The following is a 19,254-nucleotide window of genomic DNA, read 5'->3' on the forward strand; positions in this document are numbered from 1 at the left end:
CCAATGCTGATAGAAATCGATTTTAACAGTGATGAAGCCCTCTACATCCAGCTCCAGAACCAGATTATCATGGGAATCGCCATGAACCTGATTCAGGAAGGAGACTCCCTGCCCTCTGTCCGGCAGCTTGCCAATACGGTAGGAATCAACATGCATACTGTGAACAAGGCATACTCCATCCTAAAGCAGGAGGGATTCATACAGCTAGACCGGAGAAGAGGAGCAGTCATAGCAATCGACATGGACAAGGCAAGAGCGCTGCTGGAGATGAAAGAACAGCTCCGCGTACTGCTGGCAAGAGGAAGGTGCAAGAATATTTCTAAAGAAGAAGTGCATGCCCTCGTAGACGAAATCTATGAGGAATATGGTAAGGTATAACAGAACAAGGAAAGGAAAGGACATTCATGAATTATACGGAACAGGCGAACAAGGTATTGAAGATAGCGAGGGATACGGCAAGGAAGCTCAACCATCCCTACGTGGGGACGGAGCACCTGCTCTTAGGGCTTCGGGAAGTCTATACCGGCGTTGCAGGCCAGGTGCTTGGCATGAACGGGGTAGACGAAGAGAGCATCCGCAAAGTCGTGGACGAACTGGTATGCCCGGTAGGAGAGACGGCTGTGGCGCGCCACCCGGAGACGAGCCCCAGGCTTACGTACATTCTGGAAGAAAGCATGGCAGAGGCAGCTCATTTCCGGTCAGACAAGATAGGGACAGAGCATATGCTCCTTGCCCTTCTCAGGGACCCCGACTGTGTGGCGACCCGGATACTGCTGACCCTGAATATCAATATGCAGAAAATCTATCAGGACATCTTCTCTGTCCTCGGGGGCGATCCCAAGGAATATCAGGATGAGATGCTTACGGGCGGCGGCAGGAAACGGGAAGGGATGTTAGAGCAGTTCGGAACCGACCTGACTGCACAGGCAGAAGAAGGGCGGCTTGACCCGGTCATCGGAAGGGAGTCGGAAATCAACCGCTTGATTCAAGTGCTGAGCAGAAGAACCAAGAATAACCCCTGTCTTGTAGGGGAGCCGGGAGTCGGGAAGACGGCCGTGATTGAAGGGCTTGCGTCCCGGATTGCCGCCGGGAACGTGCCGGAAGGGATGAAGGATAAGCGCATCCTGACCATGGACTTGGCCGGGATGATTGCCGGATCCAAATACCGGGGTGAATTTGAAGAGCGGATGAAGCGCCTGCTGCAGGAAGTGAAGTCCGCCGGGAACGTCATTCTGTTTCTGGACGAGGTGCATACCATCATCGGCGCGGGAGGTGCAGAAGGGGCGATTAACGCATCCAATATCATGAAACCATCCCTTGCCAGAGGTGAGGTACAGCTAATCGGCGCTACGACCATCACAGAATACCGGAAATATCTGGAAAAAGACGCGGCGTTGGAACGCAGGTTCCAGCCGGTCACTGTGGAAGAACCGACCGAAGAACACTGCCTTGACATCCTGAAAGGGCTGAAAAAGAGATATGAAGACCACCACCGCGTAGAGATTGAAGAGACTGCGTTAGAGGCTGCCGTAAAACTGGCGAGCCGTTACGTGAACGACCGTTTCCTGCCCGATAAGGCAATCGACGTACTGGACGAGGCATGTTCCAAGGTAAGCCTGCGGGGATTCAAGGTTCCGGACAATATCGCCGGGATGGAAGCGGAAGTGGAGGAATTGACCGCGGCGTTAGAGGAGGCAATCCGAGGCGGAGATATTCCGGAGGCAGCCCGCATCCATAAGGAGCAGGAAGCGGCAGAGAAGAAGCTCTCTCAGGTAAAGAAACGTTTCCACAAGAAGAATCAGGAACGGCAGCTTTCCGTCGCAGAGGAAGACATTGCAGAAGTCGTGTCCCAGTGGACGAAGATCCCGGTGCAAAGGCTTGCCGAGACGGAGAGCGTAAGGCTTAACAAGTTAGAAAAAGTGCTCCATCAGCGGGTGATCGGGCAGGACGAGGCTGTTACCGCAGTTGCGAAGGCAATCAAGCGGGGAAGGGTGGGACTGAAAGACCCGAAACGCCCCATCGGCTCCTTCCTGTTCCTTGGCCCTACCGGCGTCGGAAAGACGGAGCTTTCTAAGGCGCTGGCGGAAGCCCTCTTCGGAAATGAGGAGTCCATGATAAGGGTAGACATGTCGGAGTACATGGAGAAACACAGCGTCGCCAAGATGATTGGGGCGCCTCCGGGATACATCGGACATGACGACGGCGGGCAGTTAAGCGAGCGGGTGAGAAGAAGGCCCTACTCGGTGATTCTTTTCGACGAAATCGAGAAGGCACATCCGGACGTTTTCAATATCCTGCTGCAGGTATTGGACGACGGGCATATTACGGATTCTCAGGGGAGGAAGGTAGATTTCCGTAATACCGTCATCATCATGACCAGCAATGCCGGCGCACAGACCATTATCGACCCTAAGAAACTAGGCTTCAACGTCAAAGAAGACGTGGCAGGAGACTATAAGCGGATGAAGGGAAATGTCATGAAGGAGATTAAACTGATTTTCCGTCCGGAATTTTTGAATCGGATTGACGAGATTCTGGTATTCCACCCGCTGAATGCAGAACAGATGAAGAAAATCGTGGGCCTGTTGTGCAAGGAATTTACTGCCCGGGCAGAAGAGCAGCTTGGAATCCGCCTTGCCATACGCGATTCGGTAAAGAAACATATTGTGGAGACAGGTACGGACCAGAAGTACGGCGCCCGCCCGCTGCGCCGCGCAGTGCAGAACCAGTTAGAAGACGGGCTTGCGGAAGCAATCCTGAACGGAGAGGTTTTAAGGGATTCGGAAGTGGTGGTAGGACTGTCTAAAAAAGAAATAAAATTTATACCAAAGACTACAAATCCAGACGAAATTGAGATATAATAGGGGTACAAAAGAAGAACCTCAGGAGGAGAGATAAATATGGCAGCAGTGAAAGAATTGTTAAGGACTGAAGGAGACGGCACCCTAAGCTTTGGAGATTATACGCTGGCAAGCAAGACGAAGCTTGACGGATATGATTTTCAGGGCGACATTTACAAGGTGAAGACTTTTGCTGAGATTACCAAGTTGGAGAAGAACGGCATGTTTGTATATGAGTCGGTTCCGGGAACCGCTGTAGAGAATTTTCAGGCAGACGAAGATACGGTTTCTTTCAAGGTGTCCGGGACGAAGGATGCACAGTTTACGCTGGAACTTGGGGCAGACAGCGAATACGAGGTGTATATGGACGGGATCAACGTTGGGGTCATGAAGACGAATTTGAGCGGAAAGCTGAGCGTCAGCGCAGAACTTGAGCCGGAGCGCAGCGTGGAAGTGAAGGTAGTCAGAAAATCATAATTTCAATAAGAGGGGCTGCAAAAAGCGGCTCCTTTTTTAGGCATAAAAGGAGTGCAAATATGGCAAAAGCAAAGAAGAGCGTGTATTTCTGCCAGAACTGCGGGCATGAAGAGTCGAAATGGCTGGGGCAGTGTCCGGCATGTAAGGAGTGGAATACATTTGTGGAGGAAAAAGTGAGCCCTGCTTCAGCAAAGGCAGTAAAGGAGCAAAAGGACGCCCAAGTCGTTACCCTGTCCGGCATTGAGGCGGACGAGGACGACCGCATGGACACCGGCATCGAGGAGCTGAACCGGGTATTAGGCGGGGGAATCGTGAAAGGCTCGCTGGTATTGGTGGGCGGCGACCCGGGAATCGGCAAGTCAACCCTTTTACTGCAAGTCTGCCAGCGTCTTTCGGCGGCAGGGAGGAAACTGCTCTACATATCCGGAGAAGAATCCTTAAAACAGATAAAGCTCAGGGCAAACCGCATGGGAGAATTTACGGATAACCTTTACCTTCTGTGCGAGACAAGCCTTGATATCATCCGGGGAATCATCGAACAGCAGAAGCCGGACATGGTGGTGATTGATTCCATACAGACCATGTACAACGAAGAGGTAGGCTCTGCGCCGGGAAGCGTTTCCCAGGTGCGGGAATCCACCAATATTTTCATGCAGCTTGCCAAGGGACTTTCTATCTCTATCTTCATTGTGGGGCATGTGACCAAAGAAGGTACGGTAGCAGGCCCTAGGGTGCTGGAGCATATGGTGGATACGGTCTTATATTTCGAGGGAGACCGCCATGCTTCCTACCGTATCTTGAGGGGCGTAAAGAACCGTTTCGGCTCCACCAACGAAATCGGCGTGTTCGAGATGCGAAAAGAAGGGCTTACGGAAGTCAAGAACCCGTCGGAGTTCATGCTGAGCGGCAAGCCGGAACATGCGTCCGGCTCTGTGGTCGCCTGCGCAATAGAAGGAACGCGCCCTATGCTCATGGAGATTCAGGCGTTGGTGTGCAAGACCAATTTCGGAATGCCCAGAAGGACGGCGGCGGGGCTTGACTACAACCGGGTCAACCTTCTGATGGCGGTACTGGAAAAAAGGCTGGGACTGCCTCTGTCAGGCTATGACGCCTATGTCAACATCGCCGGGGGAATTCGGTTAAATGAGCCGGCGGCAGACTTAGGAATCGTGCTGGCGATTGCATCCAGCTATAAGAACCGTCCCATTGCGGAAGATGTCATCGTGTTCGGCGAAGTGGGGTTAAGCGGCGAAGTGCGGGCGGTGTCCATGCCGGAGCAGCGGGTGTCAGAGGCAAAGAAACTGGGATTTACTACCTGCATCCTTCCGGAAGTGTCTGTAAAGACAGTAGGAAAAGTGGAGGGTGTGCGGATCATCGGCGTAAAGAGCGTGGGGGAGGCAATCAGCGTCGGACTATAATGTGAAAGGAGACGGATACAATGATACATATAGCAATCTGCGACGATGAACGTTCCCTGGTGGATTCCCTGACCGCCCTCGTCCGCCAATACGAGCTGGAAAAGAGCGAGGAGATCAAAATTACCGTTTACTATGACGGCCTGGAACTGATTGAGAAATACGATACCACCATCGACCTCATTTTTCTGGATATCCAGATGAAGCTGGTGGACGGCCTTAGGGCGGCAAAGCGTCTGCGGGAAATGGACGAGAAGGTGGGCGTCATCTTCCTGACCACACTGACCCAGCATGGGCTTAAAGGGTACAAGTTTCAGGCGTTGGACTACATCATTAAGCCTTTAAAATACGCCCGCTTACGAGACGAGTTGGACAGGTTTCTTCTGCGCCGCCGGAAGGAGGAAAGCCCATTTATTGTGGTAAATAATGACTCCGGGAGATACAAAATCCTGCTGAACAGCCTTCGTTACGTGGAGACATTTAACCGGAACCTGTTATTTCATTCTGAGCAGGAGAATATCATCTGTTACCGGAGCATGAAGGAGATCGCCCAGGAATTAGCGCCCCATGGCTTTGTGCGATGCCATAGCGGATGTCTGGTGAATCTGGCTTATGTGAAAGCGGCCAGAAAATTAGAGATTACGCTGATTACGGGAGAGACCCTTGCTATCAGCCAGCCGAAACGGAAGGAATTTATGGAGCATCTTACAGAATATTGGGGGGATATGCTATGATACGGTTCTTAGACGTTGTCTCTTTCCTGCTTTTGTGGGGAAATGCCTTTGTAATCTTCCTGATGTTCCGGACCCTCCTGCCAATGCGGGACAACTTGGCGGTACGGGCGGCGGCGTTCCTCTTATGCCCGTTTCTGTTTAACGTGGTGGTATTTTCCAACGACCTTGCAAGCATCCTTTTGCCGCTGCTTGGCTTTATCCCATATATCGCGTTATTTTACCGGGGCGGGTGGATGGAGAAGCTGACGGCCCTGATGGTGTTCTACCCGGCCGTAATCGCCGTAAATTATCTGATGGAAGATACCGGTTCAAGACTCTTCTTCTGGCTTACGGATGCCCCGGATCTTGTCTATGATGGTTGGACACAGGAAACATTGCTCATAAGCACCTTTATCCATACCTGCGCCCTTCTTCTCAGGCTTTTCTTCTGGCTTATGGCATGGCTCGTCCTGAGGAAATATCTAATACAGATTATCAAAGAGCTTACGGTGAAAATGTGGATGCTCGTGGATATCCTTTTGATTGCCCCTGTGGTATCCATTTTCACGATTATCTATTTTATGCCGGAGGAGATGGCAATTGTTTACCCAATCTGCGGGGCGGCGATATTCTCAAGCTTCGGCGGAATTTATCTGGCGGCATATATCAGCAATGCGCGGAAGGTGGAGTACGGTGCGCGAAGGCTTAGCATGGAGCTTGCGTATATTCAAGACAAAGTGGATGAAGAAGAGCGTGTGAGGAGCATTTACCATGACATGAAGAACCACCTTCTTGTACTGCAGGCGCAGGACGGACATTCTCAGGAGGTGGGGGCGTCCATTGAAAAACTGAAGGAAGAGTTGGAAGATTATGAAGCCTACTACCATACGGGAAATGATTTTCTGGATATCATTATCCGGGATAAGTTAAGGAAAGCGTGGGAGAAACAGATTGATTTCCAGGCGGCTATCCGGTTTGAGGCGGGCGGATTCATAGAACCGCTGGATATCAGCGCTATTTTCGGAAATGCGCTGGACAACGCTATTGAAGCCAGCGAGAAGGTTTCCGAGAGCATGCGGCTCATTACGGCAAAAGCCGCCAGGATTCATGATATGTTGGTGGTGGCTGTGGAAAATAATATGCTGCTTGACGGGCCGGGGGATGGAAGGACCAGCAAGGAAGATACTTTTTTGCACGGGTTCGGGTTGTCGAATATCCGAAAAGCTGCGGAAAAGTACGACGGGCAGTGTACGGTGAAGGCGAAGGACGGGAAGTTCGTGCTGAAAATCATGATTCCGATTCCGGAGTAGGGATAGTATTCTTTCGGAGGGGAAGGGTGCCGGAAAGGAGAAGTTTGTCTTTTCCGACACTCCCTTATTCAGAAATAATCCTTATGCCTTAGAAGTAGAATAGTTCTTCAAACTTTTTATCCAATGCAATGCACAGTATCAACGCTAATTTCGCCGTAGGGTTAAATACCCCTGTCTCGATTGAGCTGATAGTCTGGCGGGAGACCCCTACCAGCTTGGCAAGTTCGTTTTGGGAAAGCTTTTTTTCCATTCTGGCCTGTTTCAAATGATTCTTTAATATCAGTTCTGTCTCCATGTTTTTTACACCGTCAGAAAATTTCATATAAATAGCCTGCAAAGAATCCGATTGCCAAGGCGTACCATAAAATACCATAGCACAAATCGCTTTTCTTTTTCAGCCTGCTCCATCTGTAGATTAATTGCCCTCCGGCCATAAAACAGTAAATCGCATATACGTCGTAGTATGGAATACCGGCTATGATTTTTGTGATCATTGCGATAAGGCAGCCTGCCAGTCCTGCTATCAATCCCACCTTACACCCTTTGTTATAAATGTCAAGCTCCATCTCATCCATCTTGTTAGGCTTCTTCTCTTGCGCCCTGCGCAATACTTCGTTTTTATCCATATGTGACACCTTGCCTTTCCTGTATGCCAAGTTTTCTTGTCAATTCTATTATATATGTGTCAAGTTTTCTTGTCAATAGTTAATGAACATTTAGATTTTACCCCGTAAATATTAGATTAAGCATTTTATATGGCAGGATTTCCTGATTTGGCTATACTGAAGCTGCAAATATTTAAGAAAGAAGTGAGGAAATCTGACATGAGTATTTTAAGTACGGCGAATCTAATGAAACAATACGGAAAAGAACCAAATATCGTGAATGCCTTAAACGGAATCGATATTTCCATAGAACAGGGAGAATTTGTGGCAATCATCGGAACCTCCGGAAGCGGGAAATCCACCCTGCTCAACATGTTAGGAGGCCTTGACCGTCCCACCTCAGGAAGCGTGCGGGTAGATAATTTTGAGCTTAGTAAGCTGAACGACGAGGATTTGACGGTATTCCGCCGCCAGCGGATTGGGTTCATTTTTCAGAATTATAACCTGGTTCCTGTCTTGAACGTATATGAAAATATCACCATGCCAATCCGTCTCGACGGAAAGAAACCTGATCGGAAATTCATTCAGGAGGTTATTTCCCTTTTGGGCCTGGAGAAAAAAATCTACAACATGCCCAACACCCTATCCGGCGGGCAGCAGCAGAGGGTGGCAATCGCAAGGGCGCTGGCGGGCAAACCGGCAATCATTCTGGCAGATGAACCCACCGGGAATCTGGACAGCAAGACCAGTGACGAGGTGATTGGTCTTTTAAAGGCCACGAGCAAGAAATACGATCAAACAATCGTGATGATTACCCACAATCCGGAGATTGCGGCGCAGGCAGACCGCTGTATCCGGATTGAGGACGGACGTACATTGGGTGAGGCATAAGGAGGCAGGGACTATGGGAGAGCATAAATCTGTAAAAAAAGAGTTGTCTATGGAAAGAATCCTGACGGTGCGCAGCCTCAGAAAGAACAGGGGACGCAATCTTGTGGCAGCATTGGCTGTTGCCATGACGACGATGATGTTCACCACATTATTTACCCTAGCCCAGAGTATGGGAAAGACCATGACGGAGATGTCCCTGCACCAATCCGGCACATCCGCCCATGCAACCTGTAAGGACATGACAGATGAACAGATTGAGCGGGTTGCAGGTCATCCGGATGTGGAAAAAAGCGGATGGAGTATCGTGGTAGGACTTGCAGAAAACCCAGAGTTTGCCGGACGGCAGGTGGAAATCCGTTACGGAACCGACCAGTATGCAAAGGATGATTTTGCATATCCGGCCACAGGCAGAATGCCCCGTAAGGACGGGGAGATTGCGCTTGATACTCTGGCCCTTGAGCGTCTGGGAATGGAACGGAAGCTTGGGGAACAGGTAACGCTTCAGTGGAAAAAAGACATCCGTTCCGATGAAATGACAGAGAGTACGTTCACGCTCTGCGGATTTTGGGAGGGGAATCTCTCCGCCTATGCAAGCATGGCCTGGGTCAGCGAAGGGTTCGCCAAAGAAGCCTGCGGCGGATACGCCGAAGACGGGCAGGTCTGCGGAATGCGTATGATGGGAATTTCCTTCGGCAGCACAGAAAACATCGAGGAAAAGACGGCAAAGGTTCTTTCGGATTGTGGGCTGTCCAATCTTGATTTCCATATGAACCTTGCCTATTCCGATGAAATCCAGAAGAGCATTTTGACGGAAAATCTCCCCATGTACGGCGCAATGGCATTGGTATTCATTGCCGGGTATCTGATTATTTACAATGTATTCCAGATATCGGTCGTCTCAGATATTCAGTTCTACGGGAAATTAAAGACTCTGGGCATGACAAAGAAGCAGATTCGTAAGATGATACTCGGGCAAGGGTGTCTGGTGTCTCTTGCAGGAATTCCGGCAGGGCTCTTGCTTGGCTATTTTCTCGGTATCGTACTGTTTCCGGTGCTGGTTTCCAAGCCGGGGACGGATGCGCTGATTTCCGCAAATCCAGTCATTTTCATCGGTTCGTCGGTGTTTGCGTTGACGACGGTATTGATTTCCTGCTTGTTGCCGGCTCGGGTGGCGGGGAAGGTTTCCCCTGTGGAAGCCCTGCGGTATACGGAAGGGGACGGTGGTTCTAAGAAAAAAAGCAGAAAACGTGAAAAGGGCGCTTCTCTTCCCGGGATGGCGTGGGCGAATCTGTGGCGTGACCGGAAACGTACATTCCTGGTAATCGGTTCTCTGACCTTGGGGATGGTCTTGATGAGCTTCTTCTATGCGAAGAATGCAAGTTTTGACATGGAGAAGTATTTGATAGAATTGGCAGCGGCAGATTTTCAGATTGACGATGCGACCAATGAACGTGTCGAGGGGTATGACCCTGCAAGCCGCACGATTGATGATAGCCTAGTGGAAGATATTTTGGCGCAGGAGGGGCTGGAAGATTTCGGACGTCTGTACTGCCGGGAGGTGCAGATGCCGCTAAGCCAACAGGCATGCGAGAACTTCCGGGCATTTTATACGAAGGAAACGTTGGAGGATTTTGCGTCCTTTGATCCTACCTTCCCGAAATGGAAGAAAAAATACGACGAGGCGCTCTTGGGAAATGCGGCTGTCCATACGGTCTATGGAGCTGACGGGCTGATTCTTGAGGCGGCGTCAAGCGGGCGGTATGTCATGGAAGGAGAATATGATGCGGAAAAATTCGCAGGCGGAGATTACGTCCTTGCCATCGGTCCTTCGGCAGAAGGCGATGAAATTCTTCCCACGTATTCTGTAGGAGAGAAGATCCGGATTGAGGGCAGGGAATTTACGGTCATGGCAGTACTATTGCCGCCAAGCCCGCTGGTCGAGGGGACCAGGGAAGTCTTTGATGTCCCGTTAGTCATTCCGGCTGATGTATTTACACAGTTGTGGCAGGGAAGCAATTTAAGGAAATTTTATTTCAATATAGACGACAGCCATATGGAGGAAGCGTATGAGCTGCTGAAAGAGTACCGGCAGACGAAGGCGGTGGGGATGAACATTGTGTCAAGGAAGGAAATCGAAGCACAGTACGAGGCGGAAACCCGTTCCTCTGCCGTCATTGGATACGCCATCAGCATCGTAATTGCGTTGGTAGGGATATTGAACTTCATTAACAGTATGGTGACGGCAATCATTTCCCGAAAGAAAGAATTTGCCATGATTCAGAGCGTGGGGATGACGAAACGTCAGCTTCGCAGGATGTTGGCCCTGGAAGGGCTTTCCTATGCAGGGATTACGCTGGCAGTATCGTTTGCTCTGGGAACCGTTACGGTGGGCGTCTTTGTACGGGCAATGGTGGCAGGCGGTTATTCCACGTTCCGGTTCACCTTGCTGCCATTAGTCATATGTACTCCGGTCCTGCTCCTGTTTGCGGTTCTTGTCCCATATATTTGCTTTCGGAATCTTGAAAAACGAAGTGTGGTGGAGAGACTTAGGATGGCAGATTAGAGCGTGTTTCAGACACGCTCTATAGTATTCATTTAAAAAATATGGAAAAAAATGGAAAATCTCTTGACAGATATCGCAGAAAGAAGTATCAAAATAGAAGGAGATGATAGAAGTAAGGAAATGAGTTTCGGAGGTTTGGGTCGATTATGGAGATGGTTCTTAGATTAAGAAAAAATGGTATGAGTGAGATAGGCTGGGAGCGGGGCAGTAAGGGCTGTCTGCTCCTTGTGTTGTCATGTATATTGTATTGCGGTGTCGGGATGGATAGTGCAGATTACAGGGCAAAGGCGGAAGATACTGTGGTGTATAGTCAGGAAATTAAGCAAAACGGCAGTATGTGTGACGGATATACGGAACTTATTTGCAAAAATGCAAAGAAGACGTTCACGCTGTATGGCTGGGAGCAGGAAAATGCGGCGGCGCACACGCTGGCAGAACAGCGAAAGCATACAGGAATCACAGAACGGGTGCAGCGTCTGGAGATAAGAGAAACTAGCATAATACAGGATTTCGGAAGTTTTTCCGGGATTTTTCAGGAGACGGATATCCCGGTCATCGAAGAAACCGAGGCAGATATTCCTTTCATCGAAGAAGAAACGAAGGTAGATATTCCTTTCATTAAAAATGATGAAGATGAGACAAATGATGATATGTCGTCTGTTCCGGACGAAGAGGAATCTACAAAGGAAAATTATGAAATTAGAGAGATTGCCGGATTTTTTGTCGATAATTGGGGTTATATTGTGGGGGTTACGGAGGCGCTTTCTTTCACAGATGGGATTTTGGCAATCACATCAGATTCAGAGTGTGTCGGAATCAAGGGAAATGCATTTGCAGATGTCGAAGAGGATGTGTTTGAAATCTTTATTCCGGCAAATATATGTGAGATTGAGTCAGGAGCTTTTGATGTTTTTTCAAATCTAATGTATATCGAAGTGTCAGAAGAAAGCCTTTACTATGATAGCATGGATGGGATTCTGTACTCAAAATTAGGGGAAGAAATCGCATATCCGGCAGGAAGATGAAAATATTTGAAAATAATCAAAAAAGTTGTTGACAAGATATGACAGATATGGTAATCTAATTGAGCTGTCAGATGAGCAAGGAAATACAAAACATGACAGCGAAAAAAGTTTGAAGAAACTTGAAAAAAGTTGTTGACAAGCGACGAAAGATGTGATAATCTAATATAGCTGTCGCGAGAGACGACAACAGGAAAGAACCTTGATAATTAAACAATAGACAACAACCCTGAAAATTTCTTGAGAGAAAATTTCAGAACGTGGAATTGAATGGATGAAGAAGTTTGGCTAAGCTAAATGGATTTGGAAATTCAAGACCAACCTTATAAACAGTAATAACGGGAAAAGAAAAAGCGAGCATTTTTCTTGACCGAGATTAAACTTGATTATTTAAGGATGCTTCGACAGTTCTAAGCTCGTGAGAAACCTCGCTATGAACTGCGAAGCGTCTAAAAGATGCTTCGCAATACTAAGCTCGTGGGAGACCTCGCTAAGTATTGTGAAGCGTAATACGACTAAGGTTCGTGAAAGACCGAACCTTAGTCTTTATTACGAGAGTTTGATCCTGGCTCAGGATGAACGCTGGCGGCGTGCCTAACACATGCAAGTCGAGCGAAGCACTTTGATTGGATTCTTCGGATGAAGATAATTGTGACTGAGCGGCGGACGGGTGAGTAACGCGTGGGCAACCTGCCTTACACAGGGGGATAACAGTTAGAAATGACTGCTAATACCGCATAAGACCGCGGAACCGCATGGTTCTGAGGTAAAAACTCCGGTGGTGTAAGATGGGCCCGCGTCTGATTAGGTAGTTGGTGAGGTAACGGCTCACCAAGCCGACGATCAGTAGCCGACCTGAGAGGGTGACCGGCCACATTGGGACTGAGACACGGCCCAGACTCCTACGGGAGGCAGCAGTGGGGAATATTGCACAATGGGGGAAACCCTGATGCAGCGACGCCGCGTGAGCGATGAAGTATTTCGGTATGTAAAGCTCTATCAGCAGGGAAGAAAATGACGGTACCTGACTAAGAAGCCCCGGCTAACTACGTGCCAGCAGCCGCGGTAATACGTAGGGGGCAAGCGTTATCCGGATTTACTGGGTGTAAAGGGAGCGTAGACGGTTCTGCAAGCCAGATGTGAAAGCCCGGGGCTCAACCCCGGGACTGCATTTGGAACTGTAAGGCTAGAGTGTCGGAGAGGCAGGCGGAATTCCTAGTGTAGCGGTGAAATGCGTAGATATTAGGAGGAACACCAGTGGCGAAGGCGGCCTGCTGGACGATGACTGACGTTGAGGCTCGAAAGCGTGGGGAGCAAACAGGATTAGATACCCTGGTAGTCCACGCCGTAAACGATGACTACTAGGTGTCGGGTGGCAAAGCCATTCGGTGCCGCAGCCAACGCAATAAGTAGTCCACCTGGGGAGTACGTTCGCAAGAATGAAACTCAAAGGAATTGACGGGGACCCGCACAAGCGGTGGAGCATGTGGTTTAATTCGAAGCAACGCGAAGAACCTTACCTGATCTTGACATCCCTCTGACCGGCAAGTAATGTTGCCTTTCCTTCGGGACAGAGGAGACAGGTGGTGCATGGTTGTCGTCAGCTCGTGTCGTGAGATGTTGGGTTAAGTCCCGCAACGAGCGCAACCCTTATCTTCAGTAGCCAGCATTTAGGATGGGCACTCTGGAGAGACTGCCAGGGATAACCTGGAGGAAGGTGGGGATGACGTCAAATCATCATGCCCCTTATGACCAGGGCTACACACGTGCTACAATGGCGTAAACAAAGGGAAGCGAACATGTGAGTGCAAGCGAATCCCAAAAATAACGTCTCAGTTCGGATTGTAGTCTGCAACTCGACTACATGAAGCTGGAATCGCTAGTAATCGCGAATCAGAATGTCGCGGTGAATACGTTCCCGGGTCTTGTACACACCGCCCGTCACACCATGGGAGTCAGTAACGCCCGAAGCCGGTGACCTAACCGAAAGGGAGGAGCCGTCGAAGGTGGGACCGATAACTGGGGTGAAGTCGTAACAAGGTAGCCGTATCGGAAGGTGCGGCTGGATCACCTCCTTTCTAAGGAAAAAGACTTCTTTCGTTTGGAGCAATCCAACTAAAACGGAAGAAGAAGTAAGGGAATTGTTGTCTATTGTTTAGTTGTCAAGGCTGTCAAAAGTCTAGATGGCGATGTCTGGTGGCGATGCGCTTGGGGGACACACCCGTACCCATCCCGAACACGATGGTTAAGCCCTAAGCGGCCGATGGTACTGCACTGGAGACGGTGTGGAAGAACAGGTGGCCGCCAGACTTAAAAAATCTTAATGAGAACGAGCAGAGCGAAGGTCGAGTTTAGATTTTTTAAGTCGTTCGCTGAACAAGGTGAAGCGGACGTTCTTGACCGACGATGGTGTGAAAGAAACACGCCAAGTCTTTAAGAATAGATACCGGCAAGGATGAGCAACAACTTATCAACGCCAACCCAATCAGCAGGGCAGTGCTGTTCTGATAACTGGTTTTACCAGTGATTAGAGATTTGAATAGAGGAAGTTCAAAAGCTTTGTTTTAGAACAACCTTCATACTAAGTTTGTGAGGACTCTCGCTAAGTATTCAGGTTTCTAATGACTGATAAAGCATAAAAACAAGAAAGCATTCAGTCAACATGTACCTTGAAAACCGCATACAAGAAATATGATAAGAGAAATATCTTAATCAAGACATCCGAGGTAATTGTTATTAGCAGAGTAACATCTGGTTATGTAATGATGATTACATCCAATTCGAGAAAACGAATCAAAAAAACAACCTATGAAACCAACGCCGATAACGCTATATCGGTGAGGACTTACGGGACATCCCGTTTCCGCAAGTCAGTTGGTCATGCTAGAAAGAGCGTATGGTGGATGCCTTGGCACTAAGAGCCGATGAAAGACGTGATAAGCTGCGAAAAGCTTCGGGGAGGAGCAAATATCCTACGATCCGGAGATGTCTGAATGGGGAAACCCACTTGAGGGAACCTCAAGTATCCTTAACCCAATCCATAAGTTAAGGAAGGGAACCCGGTGAACTGAAACATCTAAGTAGCCGGAGGAAGAGAAAGAAATATCGATTCCCAAAGTAGCGGCGAGCGAAATGGGAAGAGCCCAAACCGGGATGCGTGCATCCCGGGGTTCGGACCGCAAATTTGATTCAGAAGTCTTAGCAGAATGGTTTTGGGAAAGCCAGCCAGAGAGGGTGAAAGCCCCGTAAGCGAAAAGACGGATGACATGGCGGAATCCAGAGTACCACGAGACACGTGGAACCTTGTGGGAAGATGCGGGGACCACCCCGTAAGGCTAAATACTCCTTAGTGACCGATAGCGCATAGTACTGTGAAGGAACGGTGAAAAGAACCCCGGGAGGGGAGTGAAACAGAACCTGAAACCATATGTTTACAAGCTGTGGAACATCCGTATGAGATGAACCGCGTACTTTTTGTAGAACGGTCCGGCGAGTTGCGCCGGCTGGCGAGGTTAAGCCCCGAAGGGGTGGAGCCGAAGGGAAACCAAGTCTTAACAGGGCCAGAGTCAGTCGGAGCAGACCCGAAACCGGGTGACCTATCCATGTCCAGGATGAAGCTGCCGTAAAAGGCAATGGAGGTCCGAACCCACATCCGTTGAAAAGGGTGGGGATGAGGTGTGGATAGGGGAGAAATTCCAATCGAACCCGGAGATAGCTGGTTCTCCTCGAAATAGCTTTAGGGCTAGCCTCATACAAGTCTAGCGGAGGTAGAGCACTGAATTTCCTAGGGGGCGTCAAAGCTTACCGAAGAATATCAAACTCCGAATGCCGCCAAGATGGTGTATGGGAGTCAGACTGCACGAGATAAGTTGGGTAGTCAAAAGGGAAAGAGCCCAGACCTACAGCTAAGGCCCCAAAATGTGTGTTAAGTGGAAAAGGATGTGGGATTTCAGAGACAACTAGGATGTTGGCTTAGAAGCAGCCATACATTCAAAGAGTGCGTAATAGCTCACTAGTCGAGAGGTCCTGCGCCGAAAATGTCCGGGGCTGAAACACACTGCCGAAGCTTAGGAATCAGAAATGATTGGTAGAGGAGCATTGGATACTGGAAGAAGCAGTACCGGAAGGAGCTGTGGACGGTATCGAAGAGAGAATGCCGGAATGAGTAGCGAGAGGAAGGTGGGAATCCTTCCGGCCGAATATCCAAGGATTCCAGGGTAAAGCTGATCTGCCCTGGGGAAGTCGGGGCCTAAGGCGAGGCAGAGATGCGTAGTCGATGGATAACAGGTTGAAATTCCTGTACCACAATCCAACAGAACTGTGGGGACACACGTGGAAAGCATGAGCCGGGAATGAAGAGACCGGTGCAAGCGAGGTAGGGGGTATACTGGCAAATCCGTATATCAACCCGAAGACGTGATGCGGACCGAAGTAAGAGTAGGGAAGCATGTGAGCCATGTGTCAAGAAAAGCCGCTATTGTTTGGGTTGTGCCCGTACCGTAAACCGACACAGGTGGATGAGGAGAGAATCCTAAGGCCGACGGGAGAAGCATTGTCAAGGAACTCGGCAAAATGACCCCGTAACTTCGGGAGAAGGGGTGCCAGGGAGACCTGGCCGCAGAGAATAGGCCCAAGCAACTGTTTAGCAAAAACACAGGTCTGTGCGAAACCGAAAGGTGAAGTATACGGGCTGACGCCTGCCCGGTGCTGGAAGGTTAAGAGGAGAGGTTAGCGAAAGCGAAGCCTTGAATTGAAGCCCCAGTAAACGGCGGCCGTAACTATAACGGTCCTAAGGTAGCGAAATTCCTTGTCGGGTAAGTTCCGACCCGCACGAAAGGCGTAATGATTTGGGCACTGTCTCGACAATGCACCCGGTGAAATTGAAGTACCAGTGAAGATGCTGGTTACCCGCGCCAGGACGGAAAGACCCCATGGAGCTTTACTCCAGCTTGATACTGGGATTCGGTATTGCATGTACAGGATAGGCGGGAGGCAAGGAAGTGGTGACGCCAGTTGCCATGGAGCCGCTGTTGGGATACCACCCTTGCAGTATTGGATTTCTAACCAACAGCCGTGACCCGGCTGGGGGACAATGTCAGGTGGGGAGTTTGACTGGGGCGGTCGCCTCCGAAAGGGTATCGGAGGCGCTCAAAGGTTCCCTCAGAATGGTTGGAAACCATTCGGAGAGCGCAAAGGCAGAAGGGAGCTTGACTGCGACACCGACGGGTGGAGCAGGTACGAAAGTAGGACTTAGTGATCCGGTGGTAGAAAGTGGGATTGCCATCGCTCAACGGATAAAAGCTACCCTGGGGATAACAGGCTTATCACTCCCAAGAGTTCACATCGACGGAGTGGTTTGGCACCTCGATGTCGGCTCATCGCATCCTGGGGCTGAAGTAGGTCCCAAGGGTTGGGCTGTTCGCCCATTAAAGCGGTACGCGAGCTGGGTTCAGAACGTCGTGAGACAGTTCGGTCCCTATCCGGCGCGGGCGAAGGATATTTGAGAGGAGCTGTCCTTAGTACGAGAGGACCGGGATGGACTGGCCGCTGGTGGATCTGTTGGCTAATCAAGGCCATGGCAGAGTAGCCAAGCCGGGAGGGGATAAACGCTGAAGGCATCTAAGCGTGAAGCCCCCCTCAAGATGAGATATCCCTGCGTAGAGCAGTAAGACCCCTTGAAGACGACAAGGTAGATAGGGCGGAGGTGGAAGTGCAGTAATGTATGGAGCTGACCGCAACTAATCGGTCGAGGGCATGACCAAAGGTGGATAGGTATAAGAAAAAGATGGATGATAAGAGAAAGTTTAGTTAAGATTTCTTGTATGCAGTTTTGAGGGTACATAATATAATATGCCAGAAAAAAGTGATTGATGGGAGTCAGTCACTTTTTTATGTAGTATAAAAGAACTCGATTATATCGTTGTTATTGATGGGGTGTCAGAAAACCGCATTTCATATGATATATTTTCCATGAGGGGAAAGAGTATATATGACAGCAATTTAATCATTCGGGCACCCCATATAAATATAAAAAAGTTAACTCAGCACCTTACATATGCCTTGAAATTTTAAACATATATAGAAAGAATTTTGTCCAAAATATGAAAGGAAACCTCTTCTTTACTCATTAGAGAAAGCTCTGTGACATCATCCGGAGTAATTATCGTAACAATATTCGTATCCGTTTCAAAACCTGCTCCAGGCACTTTTAAATTGTTTGCAACTATCATATCCAGATTCTTCCGAATCAGTTTCTTTCGGGAATTTTCCAGCATATGTTCTGTTTCCATAGAGAAACCGCACAGAAATTGTCCCGGCTTCTTATGTTCCCCCAAGTATTTCAGAATGTCGCGGGTGCGTTCCAAAGGGATAGACAGCTCAGAATCCCCTTTCTTGACCTTTTCTGTGGCAATCAGGGCCGGACGGTAATCGGCTACGGCGGCGGCTTTGATAATTAAATTCATGGAATCACTGCGTGAAACGACAGCATCATACATATCTTCGGCTGAAATAGTCGGAACCACATCCACAAACATCGGTGGCTTCAAGGCAGTCCTGCCTGTTACCAGAGTGACGTCCGCCCCGCGGAGCATACAAGCCTTGGCGATGCTGTAACCCATTTTCCCGGATGAATGATTGCTAAGAAAACGCACAGGGTCGAGAGACTCCAGGGTGGGACCTGCGGTCACGAGAACCTTCATGCCAGCCATGTCTTTGGTACAGGCGCAGCTGCGAAGAATGTGCTCATACAAAACCTCCGGTTCCGCCATCTTTCCGGCGCCCACATCGCCGCAGGCAAGCCGTCCGCTTGAAGGGGAAATGATTTCCATGCCATACCTCCTAAGAAGGGCGAGGTTCTCCTGTGTGACCGGATTTTCGTACATACCGGTATTCATGGCAGGGGCGATGAGCTTGGGGGCTTTACTAGCTAATATGGTGGTTGTAAGCATATCGTCGGCAAGCCCATGTGCAAGTTTGGCAATCACATTAGCGGTTGCCGGTGCGACAATAATCAGATCCGCTTTCTTAGCAAGGGCAACATGTTCTACTTTAAATTCAAAATTACGGTCAAATGTATCCGTAATGCATTTGTGCCCTGTCAGGGATTCAAAGGTAATAGGATTGATAAAATTAGTTGCGTGTTCCGTCATGATAACACGGACTTCCGCCCCGGATTTCACCAGAAGGCTTGCAAGGGATGCACTTTTATATGCGGCAATACCACCGGTAACTCCAAGTAGGATTGTTTTATTGTTCAGATTCATAATGGTTCCTTTCCAGACATTTTTGTAAAATAATAATATTACTATAGCCTGTTTAGAAAAATCTTGCAAGAATAAAATAGACTTTAGAAGGAATGCATGATAAAATAAATAAATGCAACGTGTAAAGTAGCGGGGCAAATGTTACAAAAAAAT

Annotated in this window: 12 protein-coding genes and 3 rRNA genes; 12 read left to right on the plus strand and 3 right to left on the minus strand. The window is 49.1% G+C overall.

Going from position 1 to position 19,254, the window contains the following annotated elements:
• Positions 1 to 3: 3 nt before the first annotated feature.
• The 6 genes from AC6I3O_RS07935 to AC6I3O_RS07960 are packed head-to-tail and all read left to right on the plus strand — an operon-like array spanning position 4 to position 6,755.
• Positions 4 to 378 (plus strand): GntR family transcriptional regulator, encoded by a 375-nt coding sequence (locus AC6I3O_RS07935; protein ID WP_497850409.1) that lies wholly within the window; start codon positions 4 to 6, stop codon positions 376 to 378.
• Between the two features lie 26 nt (positions 379 to 404).
• Positions 405 to 2,861 (plus strand): ATP-dependent Clp protease ATP-binding subunit, encoded by a 2,457-nt coding sequence (locus tag AC6I3O_RS07940; RefSeq protein WP_497850410.1) that lies wholly within the window; start codon positions 405 to 407, stop codon positions 2,859 to 2,861.
• A 39-nt stretch (positions 2,862 to 2,900) separates the two neighbouring features.
• Complete coding sequence (locus tag AC6I3O_RS07945; RefSeq protein ID WP_497850411.1) at positions 2,901 to 3,317, plus strand: endosialidase; 417 nt, start codon at positions 2,901 to 2,903, stop codon at positions 3,315 to 3,317.
• A gap of 59 nt (positions 3,318 to 3,376) precedes the next feature.
• The gene (gene radA / locus AC6I3O_RS07950) at positions 3,377 to 4,735 is read left to right on the plus strand and encodes a DNA repair protein RadA (RefSeq protein ID WP_497850412.1); all 1,359 of its coding nucleotides are present in this window, start codon (positions 3,377 to 3,379) and stop codon (positions 4,733 to 4,735) included.
• Between the two features lie 20 nt (positions 4,736 to 4,755).
• The gene (locus tag AC6I3O_RS07955; protein ID WP_497850413.1) at positions 4,756 to 5,466 is read left to right on the plus strand and encodes a LytR/AlgR family response regulator transcription factor; all 711 of its coding nucleotides are present in this window, start codon (positions 4,756 to 4,758) and stop codon (positions 5,464 to 5,466) included.
• Positions 5,463 to 6,755: an ATP-binding protein gene (locus tag AC6I3O_RS07960; protein ID WP_497850414.1), complete on the plus strand. Its 1,293-nt coding sequence runs from the start codon at positions 5,463 to 5,465 to the stop codon at positions 6,753 to 6,755. The genes AC6I3O_RS07955 and AC6I3O_RS07960 overlap by 4 nt, the downstream gene beginning before the upstream one ends.
• An 88-nt stretch (positions 6,756 to 6,843) precedes the next feature.
• Here AC6I3O_RS07960 and AC6I3O_RS07965 read toward each other — a convergent pair whose 3' ends face one another.
• The gene (locus AC6I3O_RS07965) at positions 6,844 to 7,050 is read right to left on the minus strand and encodes a helix-turn-helix transcriptional regulator (protein WP_497853437.1); all 207 of its coding nucleotides are present in this window, start codon (positions 7,048 to 7,050) and stop codon (positions 6,844 to 6,846) included.
• Between the two features lie 13 nt (positions 7,051 to 7,063).
• Positions 7,064 to 7,381: a DUF6442 family protein gene (locus AC6I3O_RS07970; RefSeq protein WP_497850415.1), complete on the minus strand. Its 318-nt coding sequence runs from the start codon at positions 7,379 to 7,381 to the stop codon at positions 7,064 to 7,066.
• A gap of 198 nt (positions 7,382 to 7,579) precedes the next feature.
• Here AC6I3O_RS07970 and AC6I3O_RS07975 point away from each other — a divergent pair, with 198 nt between their 5' ends.
• The 6 genes from AC6I3O_RS07975 to AC6I3O_RS08000 all read left to right on the plus strand — a co-directional run bounded on the left by AC6I3O_RS07975 (position 7,580) and on the right by AC6I3O_RS08000 (position 17,598).
• Positions 7,580 to 8,251, plus strand: a complete 672-nt coding sequence (locus tag AC6I3O_RS07975; protein ID WP_497850416.1) for an ABC transporter ATP-binding protein — start codon at positions 7,580 to 7,582, stop codon at positions 8,249 to 8,251.
• A 13-nt stretch (positions 8,252 to 8,264) separates the two neighbouring features.
• Complete coding sequence (locus tag AC6I3O_RS07980) at positions 8,265 to 10,814, plus strand: FtsX-like permease family protein (RefSeq protein ID WP_497850417.1); 2,550 nt, start codon at positions 8,265 to 8,267, stop codon at positions 10,812 to 10,814.
• Between the two features lie 146 nt (positions 10,815 to 10,960).
• A complete protein-coding gene (locus tag AC6I3O_RS07985; protein WP_497850418.1) occupies positions 10,961 to 11,839 on the plus strand; it encodes a hypothetical protein in 879 nt (292 codons plus the stop codon).
• Between the two features lie 544 nt (positions 11,840 to 12,383).
• Positions 12,384 to 13,914 (plus strand): 16S ribosomal RNA (locus AC6I3O_RS07990).
• Between the two features lie 114 nt (positions 13,915 to 14,028).
• Positions 14,029 to 14,146, plus strand: a 5S ribosomal RNA gene (rrf, locus tag AC6I3O_RS07995).
• Between the two features lie 566 nt (positions 14,147 to 14,712).
• Positions 14,713 to 17,598 (plus strand): 23S ribosomal RNA (locus tag AC6I3O_RS08000).
• The 16S, 23S and 5S rRNA genes sit together here, the layout of an rRNA operon.
• A 306-nt stretch (positions 17,599 to 17,904) precedes the next feature.
• Here the strand turns inward: AC6I3O_RS08000 and coaBC are convergent.
• Positions 17,905 to 19,101, minus strand: coding sequence for a bifunctional phosphopantothenoylcysteine decarboxylase/phosphopantothenate--cysteine ligase CoaBC (gene coaBC / locus AC6I3O_RS08005; protein ID WP_497850419.1), 1,197 nt, complete (start codon positions 19,099 to 19,101; stop codon positions 17,905 to 17,907).
• Positions 19,102 to 19,254 lie beyond the last annotated feature (153 nt).

The sequence above is a fragment of the Sporofaciens sp. St.21A7 genome, assembly GCF_059728535.1.

Coding starts and splice junctions, on each gene's coding strand:
- AC6I3O_RS07945 (WP_497850411.1), top strand. CDS start 2,901: ATGGCAGCAGTGAAAGAATTGTTAAGGACTGAAGGAGACGGCACCCTA.
- AC6I3O_RS07940 (WP_497850410.1), top strand. CDS start 405: ATGAATTATACGGAACAGGCGAACAAGGTATTGAAGATAGCGAGGGAT.
- coaBC (WP_497850419.1), bottom strand. CDS start 19,101: ATGAATCTGAACAATAAAACAATCCTACTTGGAGTTACCGGTGGTATT.
- AC6I3O_RS07960 (WP_497850414.1), top strand. CDS start 5,463: ATGATACGGTTCTTAGACGTTGTCTCTTTCCTGCTTTTGTGGGGAAAT.
- AC6I3O_RS07975 (WP_497850416.1), top strand. CDS start 7,580: ATGAGTATTTTAAGTACGGCGAATCTAATGAAACAATACGGAAAAGAA.
- AC6I3O_RS07935 (WP_497850409.1), top strand. CDS start 4: ATGCTGATAGAAATCGATTTTAACAGTGATGAAGCCCTCTACATCCAG.
- AC6I3O_RS07965 (WP_497853437.1), bottom strand. CDS start 7,050: ATGGAGACAGAACTGATATTAAAGAATCATTTGAAACAGGCCAGAATG.
- AC6I3O_RS07980 (WP_497850417.1), top strand. CDS start 8,265: ATGGGAGAGCATAAATCTGTAAAAAAAGAGTTGTCTATGGAAAGAATC.
- AC6I3O_RS07985 (WP_497850418.1), top strand. CDS start 10,961: ATGGAGATGGTTCTTAGATTAAGAAAAAATGGTATGAGTGAGATAGGC.
- AC6I3O_RS07955 (WP_497850413.1), top strand. CDS start 4,756: ATGATACATATAGCAATCTGCGACGATGAACGTTCCCTGGTGGATTCC.
- AC6I3O_RS07970 (WP_497850415.1), bottom strand. CDS start 7,381: ATGGATAAAAACGAAGTATTGCGCAGGGCGCAAGAGAAGAAGCCTAAC.
- radA (WP_497850412.1), top strand. CDS start 3,377: ATGGCAAAAGCAAAGAAGAGCGTGTATTTCTGCCAGAACTGCGGGCAT.